This is a genomic window from Sphingomonas mucosissima (genome assembly GCF_002197665.1).
Lineage (GTDB): Bacteria > Pseudomonadota > Alphaproteobacteria > Sphingomonadales > Sphingomonadaceae > Sphingomonas > Sphingomonas mucosissima.
In genome coordinates, this window is the sequence record NZ_NBBJ01000001.1 from 1,082,821 (window position 1) to 1,105,140 (window position 22,320).

The following is a 22,320-nucleotide window of genomic DNA, read 5'->3' on the forward strand; positions in this document are numbered from 1 at the left end:
GCCCTGTGGCGCGGTGCGGCGATACGTGCAAGCCCGTCGATGATTGACGGTTCCGAATACGGGCCGCCTGTGTCACACAGCGGGGGTGAAGGTTTTCAACATCACCGCTCGTTTTTTGCGGCTCGCCGTCGCCTCGCTCGTGGGCTGCACCGTGGCAGGTGCCGCCGCCGCGCAGGACGAAACAGGCTTTCAGGCCTACCTGCCCGAGCTTCGGGCGCAGGCGCTGCGCGAAGGCGTGCGTCCATCGACGATCGATGCCGTGCTGCCCACGCTGACATACAGCGCCCGCGTGGTGGAGCTGGACCGCGCGCAACCTGGCAATCCGCAGTCAACAACCAGTCCGCCGTTCGCGCCGTACAAGGCCCGCCATGTGGATGCCGCACGGATATCCCGCGGGCGTAGCGCTTACGCCGCCAACAGGAGCAAGCTGGCGCAGGTTGAGGCGGAAACCGGCGTGCCCGAGTCGATCATGGTCGCGATCTGGGGCCATGAAACCAATTACGGCAGCTACACCGGCAATTTCGATCTCCTGCGCAGCCTCGCCACGCTGGCCTATGAAGGCCGGCGCCGCTCGCTGTTCGCTGGCGAATTCGTGGCGACGCTGAAGATCATGGAGCGCGGCATCCCGCGCGAGACGCTCAAGGGAAGCTGGGCCGGCGCGACGGGCAATCCGCAGTTCCTTCCATCCATGTATCTGCGGCTCGGCAAGGACGGGGACGGGGACGGCCGCGCCGATATCTGGAACAGCCAGGCGGATACGCTGGCTTCGATCGCGAACTACTTCGTCAACGCTGGTTGGCGGCCAACCCAGCCTTGGGGGCTTGCGGTCTCGGTCCCGTCCGGTTTCGACCGATCGGGCCAGCGGAACCGCCTGGTCTCGCCGCGCTGCCCGCGCGTGTTCGAGCGGCACAGCGGCTGGCGAACCATGGCCGAATGGCGCGCGCTCGGCATCGTGCCGCAGGGCCGCGCCTGGCCGGCGGATGACGTGCTGGCGACGCTGATGGAGCCCGATGGCCCTGGCCAGACGGGCTATCTCCTGACCGGCAATTACCGGGTGATCCTGGATTACAATTGCTCGAACTTCTACGCGCTTTCGGTGGGTCTGCTGGCCGATGCCGTGGAGCAATAGCGCGCGGCTGCTGCTGGTCGCGCTCGGCCTTGCCGCAGTTGCCACCGCACATGCCACGCCGACGCCGCTTCAAACGGCGGCGCAGGTCCCGCTGCCGCCAGAGGCGGGGCAACCCAGCGGCCCCGCCGCCACGTCGGGTATGGGCACCTCGCGCTACGACCAGGTGGGTTTGGCAAGACAAGCGCCGGCCGACGTACCGCTTGGGAACATGACTGGAAACACGGCGGCCAGCACCGGTCCGATCGTCGCTGGCCATCGCCAGCTTGGGCCCGGCTCCGTGGCGGAAGTCACGGCTTTGGACACCGGGCGCACGATCCTCGTTCTGATCGACCGCCGAACAGACTCGGCTCCTCATGGGGTGGAAATCGAGCTTTCGTCCGCCGCCGCCGCGATGCTGAGTCTTGCGGGCAAGACGGACGTTCCCGTTCGTGTCCGCAGCGTCGTTGCGAGTGCGGCCGATCTTGGCGAGTTGAAGGCGGGTCGTCCCGCGGGAACACGGCTCGATGCTCCCCCGGCATTGCTGGCGGCACTACGGCAACAGCTGAAACCTGCGTCGCCGCCATCGGCGACCGTCGCAAAGCCACCCGTGACGGATCCTCGAACGCCGCAGCGCTCCGCCGCCGCACCCGTCCGGGCGGCCGTCCGGCCAGCGGCTGTCACGCGGCAGCCCACATCGGGCAAGTATCTGGTGCAGGTGGCCGCACTATCGAACGCGGCGCGCGCCCGCGCACTGGCACAGACGCTGGGCGGGTATGTGGAAAGCGCAGGTCAAATGCACCGCGTCCGCCTTGGGCCGTTCGCAGACACGAATTCGGCCCAACGCGCGCGTGACGCAGCCAAAGGCCGCGGCTATGGCGATGCCACGATCATTATCCAGCCCTGAGAAAAGCACCGAGTAGAGCGTCCATGACCAAGCTTTTGTCCTATCTGGCGGTGCCGGCGATCGCCCTTTCGATCGCCTACCCTTCCGCCGCTTCCGCGCCTCAATTCCAGACGGTCGCCCCCGTTGCCTTCATGAAGGATCTGTCCTCGGGCGCGGTGCTGTTCGCGAAGGATGCCGATCGTCGCATGCCTCCCGCATCGATGGCCAAGATGATGACGGCCTATGTGGCGTTCGATCTCATCAAGCGGGGCGAGTTGAAGCTTGATCAGGAGTTCGAGGTTCGGCCCGAGACGTGGCAGCGCTGGCACGGCCCAGCGGCGGGCTCGACCATGTTCCTTTCGCCTGGCGAGCGGGTCTCGGTCGAAAACCTGCTGTACGGGATCGTTGTGCTCTCAGGGAACGACGCATGCGTCGTCCTGGCCGAGGGGATCTCCGGCACCGAAGAAGCCTTCACGCAGCGGATGAACGAAGCTGCCAAGAGGCTCGGCCTGGCCAACAGCAACTTCGGCACGTCCAATGGCTGGCCAGACAACGGCCGCACCTATGTGACGGCGCGTGATCTCGCAAAGCTGGCGGCCTCCACCATTGAGGATCACCCCCGCCTCTACAAGCAATTCTACTCGCGCCGGGAATTCACCTGGGGCAAGACGCTGGGCGCGGGTAACGCGATCACGCAGGCAAACCGCGATCCGCTGCTTGGGCGCGTCGCCGGTGCCGACGGGCTGAAGACCGGGCACACCGAAGAGGCAGGCTATGGCTTCACCGGCTCTGCTGAGCAGAACGGTCGCCGCCTTGTCATGGTGCTCGCCGGCCTTACCAGTTCCAATCAGCGCATCAGCGAATCCGTTCGCTTCATGGATTGGGGCTTCCGTGCCTGGCAGGCGAAGCCAGTCGTGAAGCAGGGCCGCAAAGTGACGGATGCCGACGTGCAGCTTGGCGATTCGTCCACGGTCGGGTTGGTCGCGCCGCGTGATCTGAAGGTCGCCCTGCCGTCTGGTGCCGTGCCTGCAATGACGGCAAAGGTCGTGTACCAGGGGCCGATCAAGGCGCCGATCAAGGCCGGCGCGCATGTTGCCGATCTCGTTATCACGTCACCGGGCTTGCCAGTGCAGACGCTGCCGCTCGTCGCCGAGAAGGACGTTGAGGAAGCCGGCTTCTTTGGGCGGGCGTGGACCGGGCTCACCGGATTGTTCGGATGAGCGGACGCTTCCTCTCGCTCGAAGGCGGGGAGGGGGCGGGGAAGTCGACGCAGGTTCGGGCGCTGGCAGCGGCGCTCGAATCGCGTGGGCTGTCCGTGGTAGTCACCCGCGAGCCTGGCGGCAGCGAAGGTGCCGAAGCGATCCGTGAGCTGTTGATGCAGGGTGATGTCGCCCGCTGGGGTGCACGGGCTGAGGCGCTGTTATTCGCCGCCGCCCGGTCGGATCACGTCGATAAGGTGATCAGGCCGGCGCTCGAGGCGGGGACCTGGGTGATCACTGATCGCTTCATCGATTCGACCCGCGCGTATCAGGGCGCGGCAGGAGGCATCGACGATGCGTCGATCATGGCGCTGCACGGCTTCGGGTCGCGCGGGCTGCTGCCCGATCGCACCTTCATCCTCGATCTACCCGCTGCCGAAGGAGCGCGCCGCGCGGCTCTGCGCGATGGCGAGCGGGCCGACCGGTTCGCGCAGCGTAGCGCGCATTTCCATGCCGATGTCGGCCGCGCCTTTCGCACCTATGCCGCTCGTGAACCCGGCCGCTTCCGCATCGTCGATGCCGGTCGGTCTCCCGGGGACGTGACGGCCCTTTTGCTGTCCGACCTGAGCGACCTTCTGCCGTGACGGCCCTGCGCGGCAACGAGGCGGCGCGCGGAGCTTTTCAAGCGGCGGTGACCAGCGGCACCATGCACCACGCCTGGCTCTTCGCCGGTCCGCAAGGCATCGGCAAAGGCAGCTTCGCGCGTGAGGCGGCGATCGATCTGCTGGCCCGCGCTTCGGGCGACTTAGGGGCGGACCGGACGCGGGCACTGGTCGAGGCCGGCTCACACCCGGACTTTCGCGTGCTCGAACGCTTGCCCAAGGACGGCAAGCCTGATGGTGACCTAGCGCGCAGCGTCACCATCGCACAGGTTCGAGGTCTCCAGTCGCTGTTTGCGACAACGCCTTCGCTGGGGCCGCGCCGCGTAGTCCTGATCGACGCGATCGACGATCTCGAGCGCGCGGGGGCCAACGCCCTGTTGAAGAATTTGGAAGAGCCGCCCGCCGGCACCGTGTTCCTGCTGATCAGCCATGCGCCCGGCCGGCTTCTCCCGACGATCCGGTCGCGGTGCCGTCTCCTTCGGTTCGATCCGCTCAACGGTGCCGAGATGCTCGCCGCGCTGGCGGATCTGCTGCCCGAAGCGAGCGATGATGAACGCGGGACACTGGCACGGGCAGGGGCGGGGTCACCGGGGCGCGCGCTGCGCTTCGCGGGCCTGGAACTCGATAGGATCGACGCGGCGCTCGCAACAATCGCGCAGCACGGCGATCGAGACAACGTGGAACGGGTCAAGCTGATGCGCGCGCTGTCCCTCAAGGCGGCGCAGCCCCGTTACGAGGCATTCCTCGATCGGGTGCCGACCTTTGTTGCCGAGCAGGCGCCATACCGGTCGGGGCCCGCGCTACGGGTGACGCTGGACGCCTATGACGAAGTGCGCCGGATCGCGGCCAGCGCCCGCGGCTTGTCGCTTGATCCCGGCGCCACGGTGTTTGAACTGGCGGGGGTGGTCGCGCGGCTCGCACGATAGTAGAGGCGGCCTCCTATGGGCGAACCCTTCTACATCACCACTGCGATCAGCTATCCCAACGGCAAGCCGCACATCGGCCACGCCTATGAAGCGATCGCTGCCGACGCCATCGCGCGGTTCCAGCGCCAGGCCGGCCGCGACGTGCGTTTTCAGACCGGCACCGACGAACACGGGCTGAAGATGGTGCAAACCGCGCGGGACCGCGGCATGCCCGTTGCTGACCTCGCGTCGGAAATGTCGTCTCATTTCCGCAGGATGTGCGACACTCTCAATATCTCTTATGACCGGTTCATCCGCACGACCGATGCGGATCATTATCGCGCCAGCCAGGCGATCTGGCAGGCGATGGAGGCTTCGGGCGACCTGTACCTCGACCGTTACGAAGGTTGGTACTCGGTTCGCGACGAAGCCTTCTATGACGAGAAGGAGCTTGTCGTTGGGGAAGGGGGCGAGAAGCTCTCCCCGCAGGGCACGCCCGTGACTTGGACGGCGGAGGAAACCTGGTTCTTCCGTCTTTCGAAGTATCAGCAGCCGTTGCTCGATCTTTACAGCGCCAATCCCGACTTCATCCGTCCGGAGGCGCGCCGCAACGAGATCATGCGTTTCGTCGAAGGCGGGCTGTCCGATCTGTCCGTTTCCCGCACGAGCTTTGACTGGGGCGTGCCGGTTCCGGGCAGCCCCGGCCACGTCATGTACGTGTGGGTCGACGCACTGACGAACTACTTGACCGGGGCGGGCTATCCGGAGGCCGATATGCATCACTGGCCGGCCGATCTGCACCTGATCGGCAAGGACATTGTCCGCTTCCACACCGTTTACTGGCCGGCATTTCTGCTTTCCGCTCAGCTCCCGCTGCCACAATCGGTCTTCGGGCACGGCTTCGTTCTCCACCGCGGCGAGAAAATGTCCAAGAGCGTGGGTAACGTCGTTGACCCGGCAGACCTGGCGTCGGCCTTCGGCGTCGATGCCCTGCGCTACTTTCTCCTGCGCGAGGTGAGCTTCGGACAGGACGGCAGCTATTCCGCGGAAGCCATTGTAACGCGGGTCAATGCGGAGCTCGCAAACGCGTTCGGCAATCTCGCGCAGCGCACGCTCTCGTTTATCGCGAAGAACCTCGGCACCTTGCCCGACACGGGCCGGGCGGAGGATGCTGATGGTGTTCTGATTGAAGAGGTTGTCGTTGCCGTTGCGGGCCTTAACCAGACCTTTAGTGATCTCATGCTAAGTCAGGGGATCGAAGCTTGGATGCGCGGGGTGTTCGCCTGCAATCAATATATCGATGCGCAAGCGCCCTGGACCTTGCGCAAGACTGATCCCGACCGGATGAACGCGGTGCTCCGCACCTTGGTGCGCGCCATTCGCATCCTCGCCATCGCAATCCTGCCGGTCGTCCCTGCCGGTGCCGGAGCGATCCTGGATCAGCTTGGCGTGCCGGAAGACGAGCGCGACCATGCCGCGATCGATGACGATGGCTGGTATGCGCGGCGGGTCGCAAGCGGCGCACCCTTGCCGCCACCAACCCCAGCCTTCCCGCGCCTCGAGTTGCCAGCGGAGACTGCCTGATGCTTGCCGACAGCCATTGTCACCTCAATTACAAGGGCTTGGCGGAGGAACAGCAGGCGGTTCTTCAACGTGCGCGAGCCCGCGGAGTGACGGCAATGCTGAACATCGCCACGCGCGAAAGCGAGTGGGACGATGTTCTTGCAACGGCTGAGCGTGAGCCAGACGTCTGGGCGACCGTCGGCATCCACCCGCATGAGGCGGACCAGCATGCGCATGTCGACACAGTACGGCTTGTGGAGCGTGCGCGTCATCCGCGCGTGGTCGGTATCGGCGAAAGCGGATTGGACTACTTCTACGACCACTCCGACCGCGGTAAGCAACAGGCAAGTTTCCGCGCTCACATCGCGGCAGCCCGCGAAGCTGGCGTTCCCATTGTGGTTCACACGCGCGATGCCGAAGATGATACCGCGGCAATACTTAGGGATGAGTTGGGGAAGGGTGCCTTCACCGGCGTGATCCACTGTTTCACGGGGACGAAGGCCTTTTCCGACGTCGCAATCGACCTCGGCTTCTACATCTCGATTTCGGGCATCGTGACATTCAAGAACGCACGGGATCTACAGGAGACCGCATCGCAACTACCGATTGAGAGATTGTTGGTCGAGACGGATGCACCGTTCCTGGCGCCTGTCCCGCATCGGGGTAAAACCGGTGAGCCGGCGTTCGTGGCAGATACAGCGGCGTTCCTGGCAGAACTTCGTGGCGAAAAGGTCGAGTATCTTCAGGAGGCTACCGCCAGAAACTTCCATGCCTTGTTCACCAAGACCGGCGCGTGAGAGTCAGGGTTCTCGGCTGCGGCACATCGTCCGGTGTGCCCAGGATCGGCAATGACTGGGGCGCCTGTGATCCGGCCGAGCCCCGAAATCAGCGAACGCGCGTATCCGTGTTGGTGGAGCATGACGACACCCGCATCCTAGTCGATACCGGCCCCGACATGCGCCAGCAATTACTGGCGGCAAACGTCGGCACCATCGACGCCGTCGTGTGGACTCATGAGCATGCCGACCACGTGTTCGGGATCGACGATTTGCGGCAAGTGTATCATCAACTTGGACGTCCGGTTCGGGGATTTGCGCGCGCGCGCACCGGTGCACGGTTGGAGACGATGTTCGGCTATGTGTTTCACGGGAAGGACGAGTATCCGCCCACGGTCGATCTTCAGGTGTTGCCAGACGAACTGACAATCGGATCGGTGAAGCTGAGCGTGGTTGATCAGCCTCATGGATCGATCACGTCCGCCGGCTTGCGCTTCGAAGCGGATGGTAAAGCATTCGGCTATGCCACTGATATTAGCGCTATGTCGGTTGCAATGCGCGAGATGTACCGCGGCCTTGACCTTTGGATTGTAGACGCATTGCGTCGGCGGCCACATCCCACGCACCCGCATCTGGCGCAGGTGCTTCGATGGGTCACCGAGCTCGCGCCGCGCCACGCTGCGTTGACCCATATGGATCATTCCATGGACTACGCGTCGCTGATTGCCGAACTGCCCGACGGGGTCGAGCCAGCCTATGATGGGCAGGAGTTTGCCTTGTGAGCAACGGGCCTGAGGTATTCCTGCTGGCGATGATGCTGATCCTGCCGCTATCCGCCTTGGTGGCCCGTCGCTTGCCATTCACACGCATCGCCAAACTGGCGGTGCTTTGGACCTTGATCTTCGCAGCTGCAACTGCGGCGGCGCTCATGTGGAACAGTTGGGGCGTTGAACAGTGATCGACCGTCAGAAGCTCACCGCATCCGGCCCTGCCTTAACATAATACATATTATCGGCGTATGACATGTCACATGAAGAGCGCTCCCCCCTTGAACGACTAAAAGCCATCATGGCGCGGTTGCGTGATCCCGAACGAGGCTGCGAATGGGATCGCGAGCAGACGTTCGAGACGATAGCGCCTTACACGATCGAGGAGGCCTATGAGGTAGCGGATGCGTGCGCCCGCGGTGATCTGATCGATCTTAAGGATGAGCTGGGCGACTTGCTACTCCAGGTTGTCTTCCACAGCCGAATGGCGGAGGAAGCTGGCGCCTTCAGCTTCGATGAGGTGGCGACCGCCATCAGCGACAAAATGGAGCGCCGCCATCCACACATTTTCGGTGATGCGCCTGAGGGCGGTCACCACCTGTGGGAGGTCATCAAAGCGCAGGAGCGCACCGCCAAAGCCGAGTCCGGCGCCCTAGCTGGCGTGGCCCGCGGCTTACCTGCTTTGCTGCGCGCCGAGAAGCTGCAGAAACGCGCGGCGAGAGTGGGGTTCGATTGGCCCGATGCAACTGGGCCTCGTGCGAAGATCGACGAGGAACTGGAAGAGGTTTCGACCGCCCGCGATCAGGACCGTGCTGAGGAAGTCGGCGATCTGTTGTTTGCGGTTGTGAACTGGGCTCGTCACCTCGGCATCGATGCCGAAGCCGCGTTACGAAATGCAAATATGAAGTTCGAGCGTCGCTTCGCGGCGATGGAAAAGGCGGCTGGCGGGTCCATCGCTGGGCGCGAGCTTGCCGACCAGGAGGAGCTGTGGCTTGCCGCGAAGCGCGCTGAGCGGGGTCACTAACACCTCTTCCGGCTCGTCTTCGCCAGAGACGCACCGCTTACCCGCTCAGCTAAGAGGAGACCCCGCTTTCTCCCCTGCTTTCGGCAAAGCGCTCAAAATCCGTCGGCGACATTCGCACTTCATATACAGCCTTGTCGCCTTCGACCGATCGGTCGAGCACCTCGCCGTGCTGGTGCAACCAGGCCGCGCTTGCGCCATCTCCGGGCTCCAGCGTGATGGAATAGCGCTTGTGTCCTTCGGTGAGGCGGGTGGAGAGCAGACGAACGAGCGTCTCCGTTCCCTCCCCGCTCAGCGCGGATAACGCGACCACATCATCGCGGCGCGCTGCCTCACTCGTCATCTCCTCACGCGCGTCAGGATCAAGGAGATCGACCTTGTTCCACACCTCGATCTGCTGGGTGGCTTCCGACACGCCAAGCTCGGCCAGCACCGCCTCGACGTCCGCTTTCTGTGCGAGCGTATCTGGGTGCGCAACATCACGGACATGGACAAGCAGGTCCGCCGATATGACCTCCTCAAGCGTCGCCTTGAACGCGGCTACCAACTGGGTCGGTAGCTCGGAGACGAAGCCCACGGTGTCCGACAGGATCGCCTTGTCGATCCCCGGCAGGCTGATTTGCCGAAGGGTCGGGTCCAATGTCGCGAAGAGGAGGTTCTCCGCCATGACATGAGCCCCGGTCAAACGGTTGAAGAGCGTGGACTTTCCCGCGTTCGTATACCCCACCAGCGCTATCACCGGCCACGGCGCACGTTGCCGTCGCTCGCGATGGAGCCCGCGCGTACGGGTGACTTGATCCAGTTCGCGCCGGAGTCGCGCCATCCGGTCCCGGATCAAGCGACGATCCGCCTCGATCTGGGTTTCGCCCGGACCGCCTAGAAAGCCGAAGCCGCCGCGCTGCCGCTCGAGGTGGGTCCAGCTACGGACCAACCGACCCGCCTGATAATCGAGATGCGCTAGTTCGACCTGGAGCCTGCCCTCGGCCGTGGCCGCGCGCTCACCGAAGATCTCCAGGATCAGACCCGTGCGATCGATCACCTTTGCTTCGAGCGCCGTCTCTAGATTGCGCTGCTGGATTGGCGACAGCGAGGCATCGAACACGAACAGCGAGGCTTCATCCTGCCGCCCCAACACGGCAAGCTGCTCGATCTGGCCGGAGCCGATCAGCGTAGCCGCACGCGGGGTGCGAACCCGCACTGCCTGCCGTTCGACCACTTCAACGCCGATGGCCGCAGCGAGGCCGGCGGTTTCCTCCAGCCGTGCGTCAGCATCGCGGGAGGAACCGCCAAGATCGGGATATACTACGATCGCGCGCGCGCCACGCGCGAACTCCTCACGATCGCGATCAAAGCCGGTGGTCAATCGTCCTCCGAACCCGCAGCATCATCCGACAGATTCAGCGGCCGGGCCGGCTGGATCGTGGAGACCGCGTGCTTGTACACGAGCTGCGACGTGCCATCACGTTGAAGCAACATGCAAAAAAGATCAAAGGCCGCGATTTGGCCCTGAAGCATGACACCGTTCACGAGGAACATGGTGACTGAGTCTTCCGACTTGCGAACGGCGTTCAGGAAGATTTCCTGCAGCAGCGGCTGTTTACGGCTCTGTTCGCCCAGCTGATCGACAATGGCATGTACGTCGACCTGAGCCCCGGGCATGATCGTCGAGATGGCATGCTTATAGATCAGCTGGCTCTGCCCGTCCCGACGCAGGAGCACGGAGAAGTTATCAAACCAGGTTACGATCCCCTGCAGCTTCACACCTTTCACCAGGAACAGGGTAACCGGCGTCTTGGACTTGCGGAGTGCGTTGAGGAACAGATCCTGTAAGGAGCTTTGCTTGTCGGCCATAGGACGATGCCCTTTCGTTTTTTGGCGGAGTTTGCTCCGCGATGCGCCGGTGCCCGGCGTCGGATTGCGGCTAGTGCCGCTCGCGAAGGGTCATGTAGGAAGCGCCTCGCCAATGGTCCAGCGGATCAATCGTCCTTGGTCTCCGTAATGCCGAGCAATTTCAGCTTTCGATGAAGCGCGGAACGCTCCATCCCGATAAAGGTCGCCGTGCGCGAGATGTTGCCGGAGAACCGACGTATCTGAACCTTGAGGTATTCGCGTTCGAACGTCTCGCGTGCTTCGCGCAGCGGCGCCCCCATGATGGCGTTCGCACCGCCGCCGCCGCCCTGATCGCCCAGCACCTCCTGCGGTAGCAGATCCACGTCGATGCGGCTGATCCGGTCACCGGGCGCAAGAATGATCGTTCGCTCCACCACGTTGCGCAGCTGGCGTACGTTTCCGGGCCAATCGAAGGATTGCAGCGCCACCATGGCATCCGTTGCCACTTCCGGCGTGCTCACCCGTCGTTCGGCGGCATAATGAGCGACGAAATGCTCCACCAACGCTGGAATGTCTTCACGTCGCTCGGACAAGGGCGGGATGGAGACAGGCACCACGTTGAGCCGGTAGTACAAATCTTCCCGGAAGCGACCCTCGGCAATCTCCTGCGTCAGGTCACGGCCGGTCGCCGAGACCACGCGCACATCCACTTTCACGATCCTGGTGCCACCCACGCGCGTGAAGCTTTGATCGGTTAGGACGCGGAGGATCCTGCCTTGCGTCGTGATCGGCATATCGGCGATCTCGTCGAGGAAGAGCGTCCCGCCATGCGCCTGCTCGAGCAGGCCGGGGCGGACCAGATCGCCACCCTCCTCTACGCCGAAAAGCTCCTCCTCCACGCGTTCCGGCGTCATGTTCGCCGCGCTGACTACGACAAAAGGGCTGCTCGCGCGCTGGCTCCACCCATGAAGCAGCCGCGCCGCCACTTCCTTGCCGACGCCGGCGGGGCCGACGATCATCACGCGGCTGCCCGTCGCCGCGACCCGCTTCAACGTCGCGCGCACCGTGTTGATCGCGCCCGAGCTGCCGGTCAGGTCCGTATCGCGTCCGGCAGAAACGCGCAGGCTCGCCACCTCACGCCGCAGACGCTCAGTTTCCGTGGCGCGCTCCACCATCAGCAGCAAGCGCTCGGCTTGGAACGGCTTCTCGATGAAGTCCGCCGCCCCCTGCCGTATCGCCGCAACGGCGGTGTCGAGGTTGCCGTGTCCGGAAATAACCAGCACCGCGATCGACGGGTCGCGCCGCTTAATTTCCGCCAGAAGCTCAAGCCCGTCCAGCCTCGAGCCCTGCAGCCATACATCTAGAATGACCAGGCTGGGACGGCGTGCCGCGATTGCTTCCAGGGTAGCATCGCTGTCGGCAGCCGTGCGCGCCTCATATCCTTCGTCTTCAAGGACGCCGGATACCAATTCGCGAATGTCGAGTTCGTCGTCGACGACAAGAATGTCTAGCGCCATGATTATGCGGTCCGATTTCGCGTGAGAGCGGCGAGCTCCCCGCCGTCGTTGTTGCTGGCGTCGTTATCCTGGCCGGTCAGGCCGCCCAGCATGGTTGCGTCGAAAGTCATCGTTACAAGCGTTCCGCCACCGGGACGGTCGGCGAACGAAATCGTTCCGAAATGTTCCTCCACGATCTTCTTGACGATCGCGAGGCCGAGCCCGGTACCGCGCGCGCGCGTGGTCATATAAGGTTCAACGATCCGATCTCGCTCGGCGGGCAGGCCTACCCCGTCGTCGGCCACCGTGATCACCGCGCGCCCGCCTGCCTCAGCCACTTCCATCAGGATTTCTCCTCCACCGCGGCCGGTGGCTTCGATCGCCTCCACGGCGTTCTTGACGATATTGGTGAGCGCCTGGCCGATCTGGCGACGGTCGCAGACCAATGTCGGGCCGGGCTCGTCATGGCGCATTTCGAAGCGAATGGCGGCATGTGCGACTTCGTGGAGGAACATCGTCTGGCGCGCGACGTCGACCAACGCTTCCTCGCGAAACTCCGGCTTCGGCATTCGTGCAAACGAGGAGAACTCATCCACCATGCGACGCAGGTCGCCCACCTGACGAACAATGGTCTCGGTAAGCCGGGCGAAGGTCGTGTCTCCCTCCTCCACCTTCGCGCCATATCGCCGTTGCAGCCGCTCGGCGGCGAGTTGAATGGGCGTAAGCGGGTTCTTGATCTCGTGCGCGATCCGACGGGCGACGTCGGACCAGGCGGCCCGCCGTTGATCGAGCAGCTGCTGAGTGATATCGTCGAACGTCAGGATCGGGCCGGTTCCGTCGCGCGCGATCCGCACGGCAAGCGTCCTGGCTTCCCCAGCTGCGTTCAACTGAATGATGGCCTCACGCGCCGTCCCCTCAAGCAGCGCATCCAACTCGGGCGCCACCATCGCGAGCGGTCGCCCGGTCGGGGTATCGGACAATCCCAGCAGTGATTGCGCGGAGCTGTTGATCAACCGGATAGTCCGGTCGGGTGCGATCGAGATCACGCCAGCCGACACGCCGGACATCACCGCCTCGATCAGCGCGCGCCTGTTATCGAGCTGCGAATTCGCCGTGACCAATGCGGTATTCTGCTCCTCCAGCCGCTCGGTCATGCGGTTGAAGGTATTGGAAAGCGTGCCGACTTCATCACGCGCCCGTGTTTCCGGCACCCTTGCCGCCAAGTCCCCGCGCTCAACGCGACGCGCCGCATCGACGAGCTCCGCGACGGGACGCACCAACCGGTCAGCGACCGCGAGTGCAATCCAAACCGCCACGCCGACGATCAGGAGCGACAACAGGAGCAACGCAGCGTTGAACTGGAGTTGCAGCGTTCGCGCGCGGACCAGCAGGCTCCGGTAATTCGCCAGAGCGCCTTCTGCCCGCTGCGTCTGGGTCGTCATCTCCTTCGGGTTCGTAACTCGCGCAGCATAGAGATACACCCTGTCCGATCCGGGAAGCCGAGTAACGGTCTGGATACGATCGCCCGTAACCGTCACCACGCTGCGCTGTCCGCGCCTGAGTTGCTTCACCGCATCGGCGGACACTTGCCGTGCGAGATCAAGATCGTACGGGTTAACGAAAGCGAGCGTCTGTAACTCGCCGTTCTGCGAAACTTGAAACAACAGCGCTTCCGACAAGCTACGGAAATACGTCTGCTGAAATAAGAAAGCGCCGAACTGCGGATCATCGATCGCGCGTTCCTCCAACTCACGGCTCACGTCGGTGGCCATGGTGACGGTGGCTTCTTCCCACCGCTGGAGGATCTGATTGTAGGACGTTCTGGTCAGTGAGGTTGCGTTTTCGAACACGCCGCGCGCGCGATCCGAATACCAGAATTGCACGCCATATTGGAACAGCAGCGAGGCGGCGATGGTAACAAGAACCATCGGCACTGCAGCAACGCTGGAAAACAGCGCAACGAGGCGAACGTGCAGCCGACCCTCACCCCCGACCGGGGAGCGCGCCGCGCGCCGGCGCGCGATCCGCCTGCCCAGCAGCATCATCAGCGCCACGCCCGGCACGAGATTGGCAACGAGCAGCAGCGCGATCACACCGGGTGCGATCAGCCCCTCGGGTCGGCCCGTGTGCGCGATCACATAATAGGTCGCCAATGCGATCGCGACGGCGATCACGAGAACCCCGGCCTCGATGGCAGGTGTGACCGTCAAGCGCTGCGGCGCGGCGGCTGGGTCAATCGCTGGTGCCGAACCGGCGTTCATCGAAGCAAGGCTACAACAAGAGTGTTGCAGAGAAAACACATAAATGCGGTATTCACCGCATGTCGTGCGCGGGCGGTCGCAGTCCTGGATCGATGCCGAGCATATCCAGCCGCTTCCGAAGCGTGTTGCGGTTCAGCCCGATTGCCCGGGCAGCGCGCAACTGGTTGCCACCATGCCGTGCCAGCATCGCCTCGATCAGCGGCCGTTCGACTTCGGCAAGCAGCCGATCGTACAGCGTGCCGTTATCCATCACCGCCGGCTCGGACATCGCCAGCCTGTCGAGGTAAGTGCGCACGGCTGCGTCCAGCCCGACATCCTGCAGCGGGGATGGCGGTTGATGGCCCGAGCCGAGCATGGCCGCGATCTCGGGCGCGGAGATCCGATCGTCACGAGACAAAGCGGCAAGGCGCCGCATCAAATTTTCCAGCTGCCGCACATTGCCCGGCCAGTCGTGCTGTTCCAGCAATGTCACCGCATCATCATCGAGCATCTTGCGCGGCAGCCCGGACTCAGCGGCCCGTTCCAAGAAGTGCCGCGCCAGCATGGCGATATCGCCGCGTCGTTCACGCAGCGCCGGTAGGGCGACCGGCACCACGTTGAGGCGGTAATATAGGTCTTCGCGGAATTGCCCGGTGGCAACCGCTTGCTGAAGTTCGCGGTTCGTCGCGGCAACGATGCGCACATCAGCCCTGATCGTGCGGGCACCGCCCACCGTGGTGAACTCGCCCGATTGCAGGACACGCAGCAAGCGCGTCTGTGCTTCGATCGGCATGTCCCCGATCTCGTCCAGGAAAAGCGTTCCTCCCGCTGCTTGCTCGAAGCGACCGGCCGTCCGCTGCGCCGCGCCGGTAAAGGCGCCGCGCTCATGCCCGAACAATTCGGCCTCGATCAGCTCGCGCGGGATGGCCGCCATGTTGATCGCGATGAATGGCGCCGAACGACGGTGTCCGAGATCATGGATCGCCCGCGCGACCAGTTCCTTGCCCGTGCCCGATTCGCCCGAAACGAGCACCGTGAGGTCGTTGGAAACAACCCGGGCGATCACGCGATAGACCTCCTGCATCGCGGGCGAGCGCCCGATCAGCGGAAGGCTCTTGTCCTCCTCCTCCACGTGCACGGGCAGCTTCGCACCGCGGCGGTCCAGGGCTGCGGCTACCGTCCGGGTCAGCGTGTCGAGGTCGAATGGCTTGGGCAGGTAATCATACGCCCCGGCCTCATTGGCCCGAACCGCGGTCGTCAACGTGTTGCGCGCCGACAGAACGATCACCGGCACTTCCGGCGATGCTGCATTCAGCCGCGCCGCGATCTCGATCCCGTCCCCGTCCGGCAGCACCACGTCGGTAAGCAACACGTCGGGCAGGCCCTGTTGAAGCTCACGGTCCAGATCGGCGACACAAGCGGCGGTCCGCACGCGATGGCCCGCGCGGCGAAGTGCGTGCGCAACTACGGTGCGGATAGCATCATCGTCGTCGACGAGCAGGACGTTACCACCGCTCACCCTTGCGGTGCCCGCGGCAGGAGGATGCGGAAAACCGTCTCATTTGGTGTGCCCTCGCGCGAATATTGCACGATTCCGCCCATGTCGCGCACCAGCTTGTCCACGAGTGCGAGGCCAAGCCCCTTCCCCTCCGGCCGACTGGACACAAAGGGGTCGAACAGATGCTCCGCTATGTCTTCCGGGGCGCCCGGCCCGGTATCAACGACGCAAATCTCGATCGGCAATGGCAGGCGGGGCCGCCCTGGCGCCGGGGCGATCGACATGCCGTGCCGGTATGATGTCGTCAGCGTAATCCGCCGCTCGCCGCGATCACCTAAAGCGGTGGCAGCATTTTTCATCAGATTGATCAGCACCTGAAGCAAGGCGTCCCGGTTGGCGAGGACGCGCGGCAGCGACGGGTCAAACCGCTCCTCGATCGCAATGCCCCGCGCAAAACCCGCCAGCGCCGCGTCCCGTGCATGCGCCAGCAGCGGATAGATGTTCAGCGGCTCGACCGCGAGCGGGCGCGTGTCCGTGAAGTCCTCCATGCGGTCGATCAGCGCGGTGATACGGTCGACCTCATCGATGACGAGCTTCGTCATGCCATGCGCATCCACCCCATCGGCGATCAACTGGGCGGCGCCGCGAATGCTGGACAACGGGTTCTTGATTTCATGCGCCAGCATGGCAGCCGCGCCCACGGCGGAGCGGGCGGCTGCGGCACGATCGGCGGAGACGCCCAACCGGCGCGAGCTTGCCGCATTGTGCAGTGTGATCATGCGCCAGCCGGGATGGTCGACCAGTTCGACCGCGGCAAGATCGACGCGCAGCCGGTGCCCGCGCGCCGTCTCCAGTGCCAGATCAAAAGCGGTGAACGCCCGTCCGTCCTGCCCCACGGCTTCCTTCGGCAGCGCGAGAATGTCGCCAATCGACCGGCCGCGCATGGCGCGTTCCGACAGGTTCAGCAACAATTCGCATTCCGCATTGGCCTGCGCGATGCGACCCTCGGCATCAACAACCATCAACGCGACGGGAAGCGCCCCCAGCAGTTCCGCCGCTTCGGGGCCGCGCCGGCTCAGCATCAGGCCGCCACGCGGCTCCGATACGGCGCGTAGAAGTCGGCTAGCATGCTGAGCACCACCTTCGCGTCGGGCTCCTTGTTCACGGCGTTGCGGAACTCGGCCGAGCCGTGAATGCCCTTGGTGTACCAGCCGATGTGCTTGCGTGCCATGTTGACGCCGGTCAGCGTGCCATAGTGGCTTAGCATCGCCTCGTAATGCTCGACAATCACATGATATTGTTCGTTAAGCGAAGGCTCGTCCCGGATCGGCCGCCCGGAAAGCGCGTCCATTACCTGACCCAGCAGCCACGGCCGGCCATAAGCCCCGCGGCCGATCATCACGCCATCGGCGCCCGAATGCTCCAGAGCCGCCTGGGCGTCCTCGACGGAGCAGATATCGCCGTTGACGATAACCGGCACGGTCACGGCTTCCTTCACCCGCTGAACGAAGCGCCAGTCTGCCGAGCCCTTGTACATCTGATTGCGCGTACGCCCGTGCACCGTCACCATCTTGGCGCCGAGATCCTCAGCGATGCGCGCAAGCTCCGGCGCGTTCAGGCTATCGTGGCACCATCCGATCCGCATCTTCACGGTGACGGGTGCCGCCACCGCCTTCACCACCGCGTCGATGATCGCGCCGGCATTCTTCAGATCCCGCATCAGGGCCGACCCGGCGTCGCCGCTCGTCACCTTGCGCACCGGACATCCCATGTTGATGTCGATGATCGCCGCGCCTTTTTCCTCGGCCAGCTTCGCTGCCTCGGCCATTTCATACGGCGTGCAGCCAACGAGCTGCATGGAAACCGGCTCTTCGGACAGATGCCAGGCCGCCTTCTGAATAGACTGGCGTGTTTCACGGATCGCCGCCTGGCTGGCGATCATCTCCGTGACGTTAAGGCCGGACCCATAGCGCCGCACCAGCGTCCGAAACGGTTGATCGGTGACGCCCGTCATGGGGGCGAGAACCACCGGTTCATCGATCCGTACCGGGCCAATCTCAATGGGGGCGAGCGTGCGCATCAAACCGTTTGCCTGAAAAACAGGCAGGTAAGCGATGACGGCAGCGCTGGCAAGGCGCGTCCGATCCCGCTACGGGCGCGCCGATGAAGACCGTTGCGCTGATTGTGGCTGCTGGAAAGGGAGAGCGCATGGGCGGCGCACTGCCCAAGCAGTTCGCCCCTCTTGCTGGCCGACCGATGCTGGCGTGGAGCTACGCCGCTCTGTTGGCGCATCCGGCGATCGACGAGGTGCTCGTGGTCGTCGGGGAGGGCCATGAGCCGTTGCTCCGATCCGCCCTGCCCGGCGCCCGATCCACGATTGGCGGCGCAACACGGCGGGAATCGGTGCGTCGGGGTCTGGACGCGCTGCGAGAGGCCGATCGCATCCTGATCCACGATGCGGCGCGGCCATTTATTTCTGCCGACGTCATAGATCGCCTCCTCGCGGCGCTGGATGAGGCCGACGGTGCCGTTCCCGTGCTGCCGGTTGCGGACACGCTGGTGGCGGCGAATGGCGCCAACGTGCCGCGCGACGGTCTTTCCCGCGTTCAGACGCCGCAGGCGTTCCGCTTCGCCACCGTCCGCCGTGCGCACGCGGACTGGTCAGGTGACGAAGCAACCGATGACGCGCAAATGGTTCGCGTTCTTGGCGGATCGGTGGCACTCGTGCAGGGCGATGCGATGCTTGAGAAGGTGACCTGGGCTGGAGATCTCTCCGCGGCCGAAGCACGGATCGGCTGGGAAACGCGCACCGCGACCGGCTATGACGTCCACCGCCTGGCCGAGGACGAAGAGCTTTGGCTCGGCGGCGTGCGCATCCCGCACACGCACGGGCTCTCCGGCCACAGCGATGCCGATGTTGCGCTCCACGCACTGACGGACGCCCTGCTCGGCACCATCGCGGCGGGTGACATCGGCCTTCACTTCCCGCCCAGCGATCCACAATGGCGCGGCGCCGAATCCGGGCAGTTCCTGCAGCATGCGGCCGGGCTTATCGCGGCGAAAGGCGGTCAGATCACCTTCGTTGACCTGACCATCATCTGCGAAGCGCCGAAGATCGGCCCGCATCGTGAAGCCATCCGCATAAGGATCGCGGAACTTCTACGCCTCTCGCCCGATCGCATCAGTGTGAAAGCAACAACAACAGAGCGGCTGGGGTTTACCGGACGAAGCGAGGGCATTGCGGCGCAAGCAGCGGCCACCATTCGTCTGCCGGGAGTACGCGTATGAAGCGCATGTTAGCCGTTCTTGCCGTGCTGGGAATGCCAAGCGCCGCGCTCGCCCAAACGCCGTGCCTGACGACGTCGGAGGCCGAGTCGATCACGCTAGTCGCCTTCCCTGACATCATTCTCGAAACCGGACGCGTTTGCACCACCCTCCCCGCGCGCAGCCTTGTTCGCCGCACCTCGGGCCCGTTCATCAGCCGGTATCAGGTGGAGGCGGACCGCGCATGGCCGGCGGCGCGGGCGGCGCTCGCGAAGCTGAGTGATCCGCGCCTCTCCATGCTGTTGCTTCAGTCCGACTTTGCGCGTCCGCTGATCACGTCCCTGATCGCGCCGCTGATCGTCGGGCGGGTGCAGCCCTCTGACTGCGGCACCATAGACCGGCTGGCTACGCTGCTCGAGCCGCTGCCGCCGCGCAACACTGCAGGGATCGTGGTGACCAGTCTTCAGCACCTGAAAGCCGAAAAGGCGCGCGGCGTTGCTGCCGTGCGCGACGTACCCGATCTGCCCGTGTGCTCGGCGCCCCGCTCGTGAGCGACAGCTTGCTTCCTGAAGCATTGGTCGCATCGGCGACGCGGGTGATCGAGGCCAATCGGGCTGCTGGCCGCCGGATTGCGGTTGCCGAAAGCTGCACCGGCGGCTTGGTCGCGGCCGCCCTCACCGAGATTGCTGGGTCTTCCGACGTGCTGGAAGCGTCGATCGTCAGCTATGCGAACGAGGCAAAGATGGGGCTCCTGCATGTGTCAGGGGACGTCATCGAAACCTTCGGCGCGGTCTCCATCGCGACGGCCTGGAGCATGGCGCAGGGCGCCCTGGAAGTGACCACTGCCGATGTTGCAGTGGCCATCACCGGGATCGCAGGGCCCGGCGGCGGCAGCGCAAAGAAGCCGGTCGGGACCGTGGTGTTCGCGCGGGCCGAACGCGGCGGAGATCCCGCCAATGTCGTGGCGGATCGCCGCGAGTTCGGCGATCTCGGTCGGGCCGGCATCCGCCTTCAGGCGGCGCTGTGCGCGCTCGACTTGCTGATGCCCCCGCCGGCGGAGGAGCCGCCCGCGCCGTAAAGCTTGCGCGCACGCTCTTCGAATGCGCCGATCATCTTGCGCAGCGCCATGGTGAACACCTGGCCTGCCAGCATCTCGAACATTCGGTTCTTGAACTGGAAGTCGACCGAAAAGTCGACAAGGCACCCGCCGCCATCCGGCCGGAAACGCCATTCGTTGTGCAGGTACTTCAAAGGTCCATCGATGTAATCGACGTGGATTTGACCCGGCCGCTGCTTCTGGACCCTTGAGGTAAACGTCTCGCGCAGCCCCTTGAAGCCGACGATCATGTCGGCCACCGTTTCTTCCGGCCCGTCCTGGCGCACGCGCATGGCGATCACCCAGGGAAGGAACTCCTGATACGCCTTCACATCAGCAACCAGATCGAACATCTGTTCCGGCGTGTAGGGCATCGCCCTCGTTTCGCTATGCTTTGGCAAGCTGCGCCTCACGTGCTGCCCGCAGCCTCGCGAAATCATCGCCCGCGTGATAGCTCGAGCGGGTTAACGGGGACGAGGCGACCAGCAGAAAGCCTTTGGCCCGGGCGATCGCGGCATAAGCATCAAACGCCTTTGGCGTGACGAACTCGGCGACCTTTGCGTGGCGCGGGGTGGGCTGGAGATATTGGCCCATCGTCAGGAAGTCGATGTCGGCCGAGCGCATGTCGTCCATCACCTGGTGGATTTCCAGCCGCTCCTCGCCCAACCCGAGCATCACGCCCGACTTGGTAAAGATGGAAGGGTCATGCCGCTTCACGCTCTCCAGCAGGCGAAGCGACGCGTAATAGCGCGCGCCCGGTCGAATGGTCGGGTACAGCCGCGGCACCGTTTCCAGATTGTGATTGTACACGTCGGGGCGCGCCGCAACGATCGACTCCACCGCCGCTTGCGTCTTGTTGCGAAAATCCGGTGTCAGAATCTCAATCGTGGTCGTTGGCGTGTTCCGCCGCAGCGCCTCGATCACCTTCACGAACTGAGACGCGCCGCCATCCGGCAGGTCGTCGCGGTCAACGGAGGTGATCACGATATGCTGCAGGCCCATCTCGGCCGCCGCGACCGCGACATGCTCCGGCTCCAGCGGATCGACGGCACGCGGCATCCCCGTCTTCACGTTGCAAAAGGCGCAGGCCCGTGTGCAGGTGTCCCCCAGGATCATCACCGTGGCATGCTTTTTCGTCCAGCATTCACCGATGTTCGGGCACGCCGCTTCCTCGCACACGGTGGCGAGGTTGAGGCGGCGCATCAGCTGCTTGGTTTCGGTAAACCCGACGGATGAGGGCGCCTTTACCCGGATCCAATCTGGTTTGCGGGCGCGTTCGGGCCTAGCGAGCGGAAGTATCTCGGTCATGTCGCAGTGCGAGATAGCGACTGGCAGCGGCTGAAACAACGCGTATAGGGCGTTGATGACCGTCTTCTCCGATCTTGTAGCCGGCTACAGCCGCTTCCGCGAACATGGCTGGGCACAGGAACGCGAACGGTGGGCAAACCTGGCAGAGGGGCAGTCGCCCAAGGTCATGGTGATCGCCTGCTCCGACAGCCGCGCCGACCCGGCAACCGTTTTCGACACGTCGCCCGGCGAAATCTTCGTGGTACGGAACGTGGCGAACCTCGTGCCCCCATTCGAAACTGGCGGCGGTCGCCATGGCGTCTCAGCGGCGCTTGAATTCGCCGTCACGCAGCTGAAAGTTCAGGAAGTGGTCGTAATGGGCCATGGGATGTGCGGCGGCGTGCACGCGTCGCTGACGAGCCGCTTCGTCGACTCAACCCCGGGCGAAGGCGGGTTCATCGCCCACTGGATCGATCTGCTCGACGAAGCACGCGACCGCGTGATGGCCGAACATGGCACCGGCGACGACGCGGCGCGCGCCCTGGAGCTTGAAACCGTTCGGGTCAGCCTCGCCAATTTGCGCACCTTCCCCTTCGTTCAGGAGGCGGAATCGGTGGGGCAGCTGACGCTGCACGGGGCATGGTTCTCGATCAAAGAGGGCGTGCTCTGGGTCATGAACGAAGAAGGCCGTTTTTCTCCAGCGGACTGACCGCCGCATACCGTGC

Annotated in this window: 22 protein-coding genes and 1 pseudogene; 14 read left to right on the forward strand and 9 right to left on the reverse strand. The window is 64.3% G+C overall.

From position 1 onward, the window contains the following. The first annotated feature begins 115 nt into the window (after positions 1–115). The 10 genes from SPMU_RS05155 (at position 116) to mazG (ending at position 8,887) form a co-directional block, all read left to right on the forward strand. Entirely contained in the window at positions 116–1,129 is a 1,014-nt protein-coding gene (locus SPMU_RS05155; RefSeq protein WP_245832856.1) for a lytic murein transglycosylase, read from the forward strand. Beyond that, positions 1,113–2,012 (forward strand): SPOR domain-containing protein, encoded by a 900-nt coding sequence (locus SPMU_RS05160; RefSeq protein WP_088332501.1) that lies wholly within the window; start codon positions 1,113–1,115, stop codon positions 2,010–2,012. Before SPMU_RS05155 ends, SPMU_RS05160 begins: the two co-directional genes overlap by 17 nt. 23 nt (positions 2,013–2,035) lie before the next feature. Next, a complete protein-coding gene (locus tag SPMU_RS05165) occupies positions 2,036–3,211 on the forward strand; it encodes a D-alanyl-D-alanine carboxypeptidase family protein (RefSeq protein ID WP_088332503.1) in 1,176 nt (391 codons plus the stop codon). After that, positions 3,208–3,834: a dTMP kinase gene (tmk, locus tag SPMU_RS05170; protein WP_088332505.1), complete on the forward strand. Its 627-nt coding sequence runs from the start codon at positions 3,208–3,210 to the stop codon at positions 3,832–3,834. Before SPMU_RS05165 ends, tmk begins: the two co-directional genes overlap by 4 nt. Continuing rightward, positions 3,831–4,778 (forward strand): AAA family ATPase, encoded by a 948-nt coding sequence (locus SPMU_RS05175; RefSeq protein WP_088332507.1) that lies wholly within the window; start codon positions 3,831–3,833, stop codon positions 4,776–4,778. Before tmk ends, SPMU_RS05175 begins: the two co-directional genes overlap by 4 nt. Positions 4,779–4,793: 15 nt before the next feature. Further along, a complete protein-coding gene (gene metG, locus SPMU_RS05180) occupies positions 4,794–6,341 on the forward strand; it encodes a methionine--tRNA ligase (protein ID WP_088332510.1) in 1,548 nt (515 codons plus the stop codon). Then, a complete protein-coding gene (locus tag SPMU_RS05185) occupies positions 6,341–7,117 on the forward strand; it encodes a TatD family hydrolase (protein ID WP_088332512.1) in 777 nt (258 codons plus the stop codon). Before metG ends, SPMU_RS05185 begins: the two co-directional genes overlap by 1 nt. Then, on the forward strand, positions 7,114–7,878 hold the full coding sequence (locus SPMU_RS05190) for an MBL fold metallo-hydrolase (protein WP_088332514.1): 765 nt from the start codon (positions 7,114–7,116) through the stop codon (positions 7,876–7,878). The genes SPMU_RS05185 and SPMU_RS05190 overlap by 4 nt, the downstream gene beginning before the upstream one ends. Beyond that, entirely contained in the window at positions 7,875–8,054 is a 180-nt protein-coding gene (locus tag SPMU_RS05195) for a hypothetical protein (protein ID WP_088332516.1), read from the forward strand. The genes SPMU_RS05190 and SPMU_RS05195 overlap by 4 nt, the downstream gene beginning before the upstream one ends. Positions 8,055–8,119: 65 nt before the next feature. After that, positions 8,120–8,887 (forward strand): nucleoside triphosphate pyrophosphohydrolase, encoded by a 768-nt coding sequence (mazG, locus tag SPMU_RS05200; protein ID WP_088332518.1) that lies wholly within the window; start codon positions 8,120–8,122, stop codon positions 8,885–8,887. A 49-nt stretch (positions 8,888–8,936) separates the two neighbouring features. On the opposite strand, the gene hflX is transcribed toward mazG, so the two are convergent. From hflX to dusB, 7 genes and pseudogenes are all read right to left on the reverse strand, one after another. Next, positions 8,937–10,247 (reverse strand): GTPase HflX, encoded by a 1,311-nt coding sequence (gene hflX / locus SPMU_RS05205; protein ID WP_088332520.1) that lies wholly within the window; start codon positions 10,245–10,247, stop codon positions 8,937–8,939. Further along, positions 10,244–10,798, reverse strand: a pseudogene (gene hfq / locus SPMU_RS05210) (RNA chaperone Hfq); the annotation flags it as partial. The pseudogene hfq and the gene hflX, both read right to left, overlap by 4 nt. A gap of 62 nt (positions 10,799–10,860) precedes the next feature. Further along, complete coding sequence (gene ntrX / locus SPMU_RS05215; RefSeq protein WP_088332524.1) at positions 10,861–12,231, reverse strand: nitrogen assimilation response regulator NtrX; 1,371 nt, start codon at positions 12,229–12,231, stop codon at positions 10,861–10,863. Positions 12,232–12,233: 2 nt separating this feature from the next. Then, positions 12,234–14,471 carry a sensor histidine kinase gene (locus SPMU_RS05220; RefSeq protein ID WP_088332526.1) on the reverse strand — a complete coding sequence of 746 codons (2,238 nt, stop codon included), beginning with the start codon at positions 14,469–14,471 and terminating at the stop codon, positions 12,234–12,236. A gap of 52 nt (positions 14,472–14,523) precedes the next feature. Beyond that, positions 14,524–15,969, reverse strand: a complete 1,446-nt coding sequence (ntrC, locus tag SPMU_RS05225) for a nitrogen regulation protein NR(I) (protein WP_088332528.1) — start codon at positions 15,967–15,969, stop codon at positions 14,524–14,526. Then, complete coding sequence (locus SPMU_RS05230; protein WP_088332530.1) at positions 15,966–17,030, reverse strand: two-component system sensor histidine kinase NtrB; 1,065 nt, start codon at positions 17,028–17,030, stop codon at positions 15,966–15,968. Before SPMU_RS05230 ends, ntrC begins: the two co-directional genes overlap by 4 nt. After that, on the reverse strand, positions 17,030–18,028 hold the full coding sequence (gene dusB, locus SPMU_RS05235) for a tRNA dihydrouridine synthase DusB (RefSeq protein WP_088332532.1): 999 nt from the start codon (positions 18,026–18,028) through the stop codon (positions 17,030–17,032). Before dusB ends, SPMU_RS05230 begins: the two co-directional genes overlap by 1 nt. 83 nt (positions 18,029–18,111) lie before the next feature. Between dusB and SPMU_RS05240 the strand changes: the two genes are divergently transcribed. From SPMU_RS05240 to SPMU_RS05250, 3 genes are read left to right on the forward strand one after another with little or no spacing between them, the layout of a single operon-like run. Beyond that, entirely contained in the window at positions 18,112–19,236 is a 1,125-nt protein-coding gene (locus tag SPMU_RS05240) for a bifunctional 2-C-methyl-D-erythritol 4-phosphate cytidylyltransferase/2-C-methyl-D-erythritol 2,4-cyclodiphosphate synthase (protein WP_088332534.1), read from the forward strand. Continuing rightward, entirely contained in the window at positions 19,233–19,763 is a 531-nt protein-coding gene (locus tag SPMU_RS05245) for a hypothetical protein (protein WP_088332536.1), read from the forward strand. Before SPMU_RS05240 ends, SPMU_RS05245 begins: the two co-directional genes overlap by 4 nt. Further along, positions 19,760–20,290 (forward strand): CinA family protein, encoded by a 531-nt coding sequence (locus SPMU_RS05250; RefSeq protein WP_245832766.1) that lies wholly within the window; start codon positions 19,760–19,762, stop codon positions 20,288–20,290. Before SPMU_RS05245 ends, SPMU_RS05250 begins: the two co-directional genes overlap by 4 nt. Here SPMU_RS05250 and SPMU_RS05255 read toward each other — a convergent pair. Continuing rightward, on the reverse strand, positions 20,224–20,709 hold the full coding sequence (locus SPMU_RS05255; protein ID WP_088332540.1) for a type II toxin-antitoxin system RatA family toxin: 486 nt from the start codon (positions 20,707–20,709) through the stop codon (positions 20,224–20,226). The two genes, SPMU_RS05250 and SPMU_RS05255, sit on opposite strands and share 67 nt — an antisense overlap. Beyond that, positions 20,696–21,616 carry a lipoyl synthase gene (gene lipA, locus SPMU_RS05260; protein ID WP_088332542.1) on the reverse strand — a complete coding sequence of 307 codons (921 nt, stop codon included), beginning with the start codon at positions 21,614–21,616 and terminating at the stop codon, positions 20,696–20,698. Before lipA ends, SPMU_RS05255 begins: the two co-directional genes overlap by 14 nt. A 55-nt stretch (positions 21,617–21,671) precedes the next feature. Here lipA and SPMU_RS05265 point away from each other — a divergent pair, with 55 nt between their 5' ends. Continuing rightward, entirely contained in the window at positions 21,672–22,304 is a 633-nt protein-coding gene (locus SPMU_RS05265; RefSeq protein WP_088333185.1) for a carbonic anhydrase, read from the forward strand. Positions 22,305–22,320: the final 16 nt, after the last annotated feature.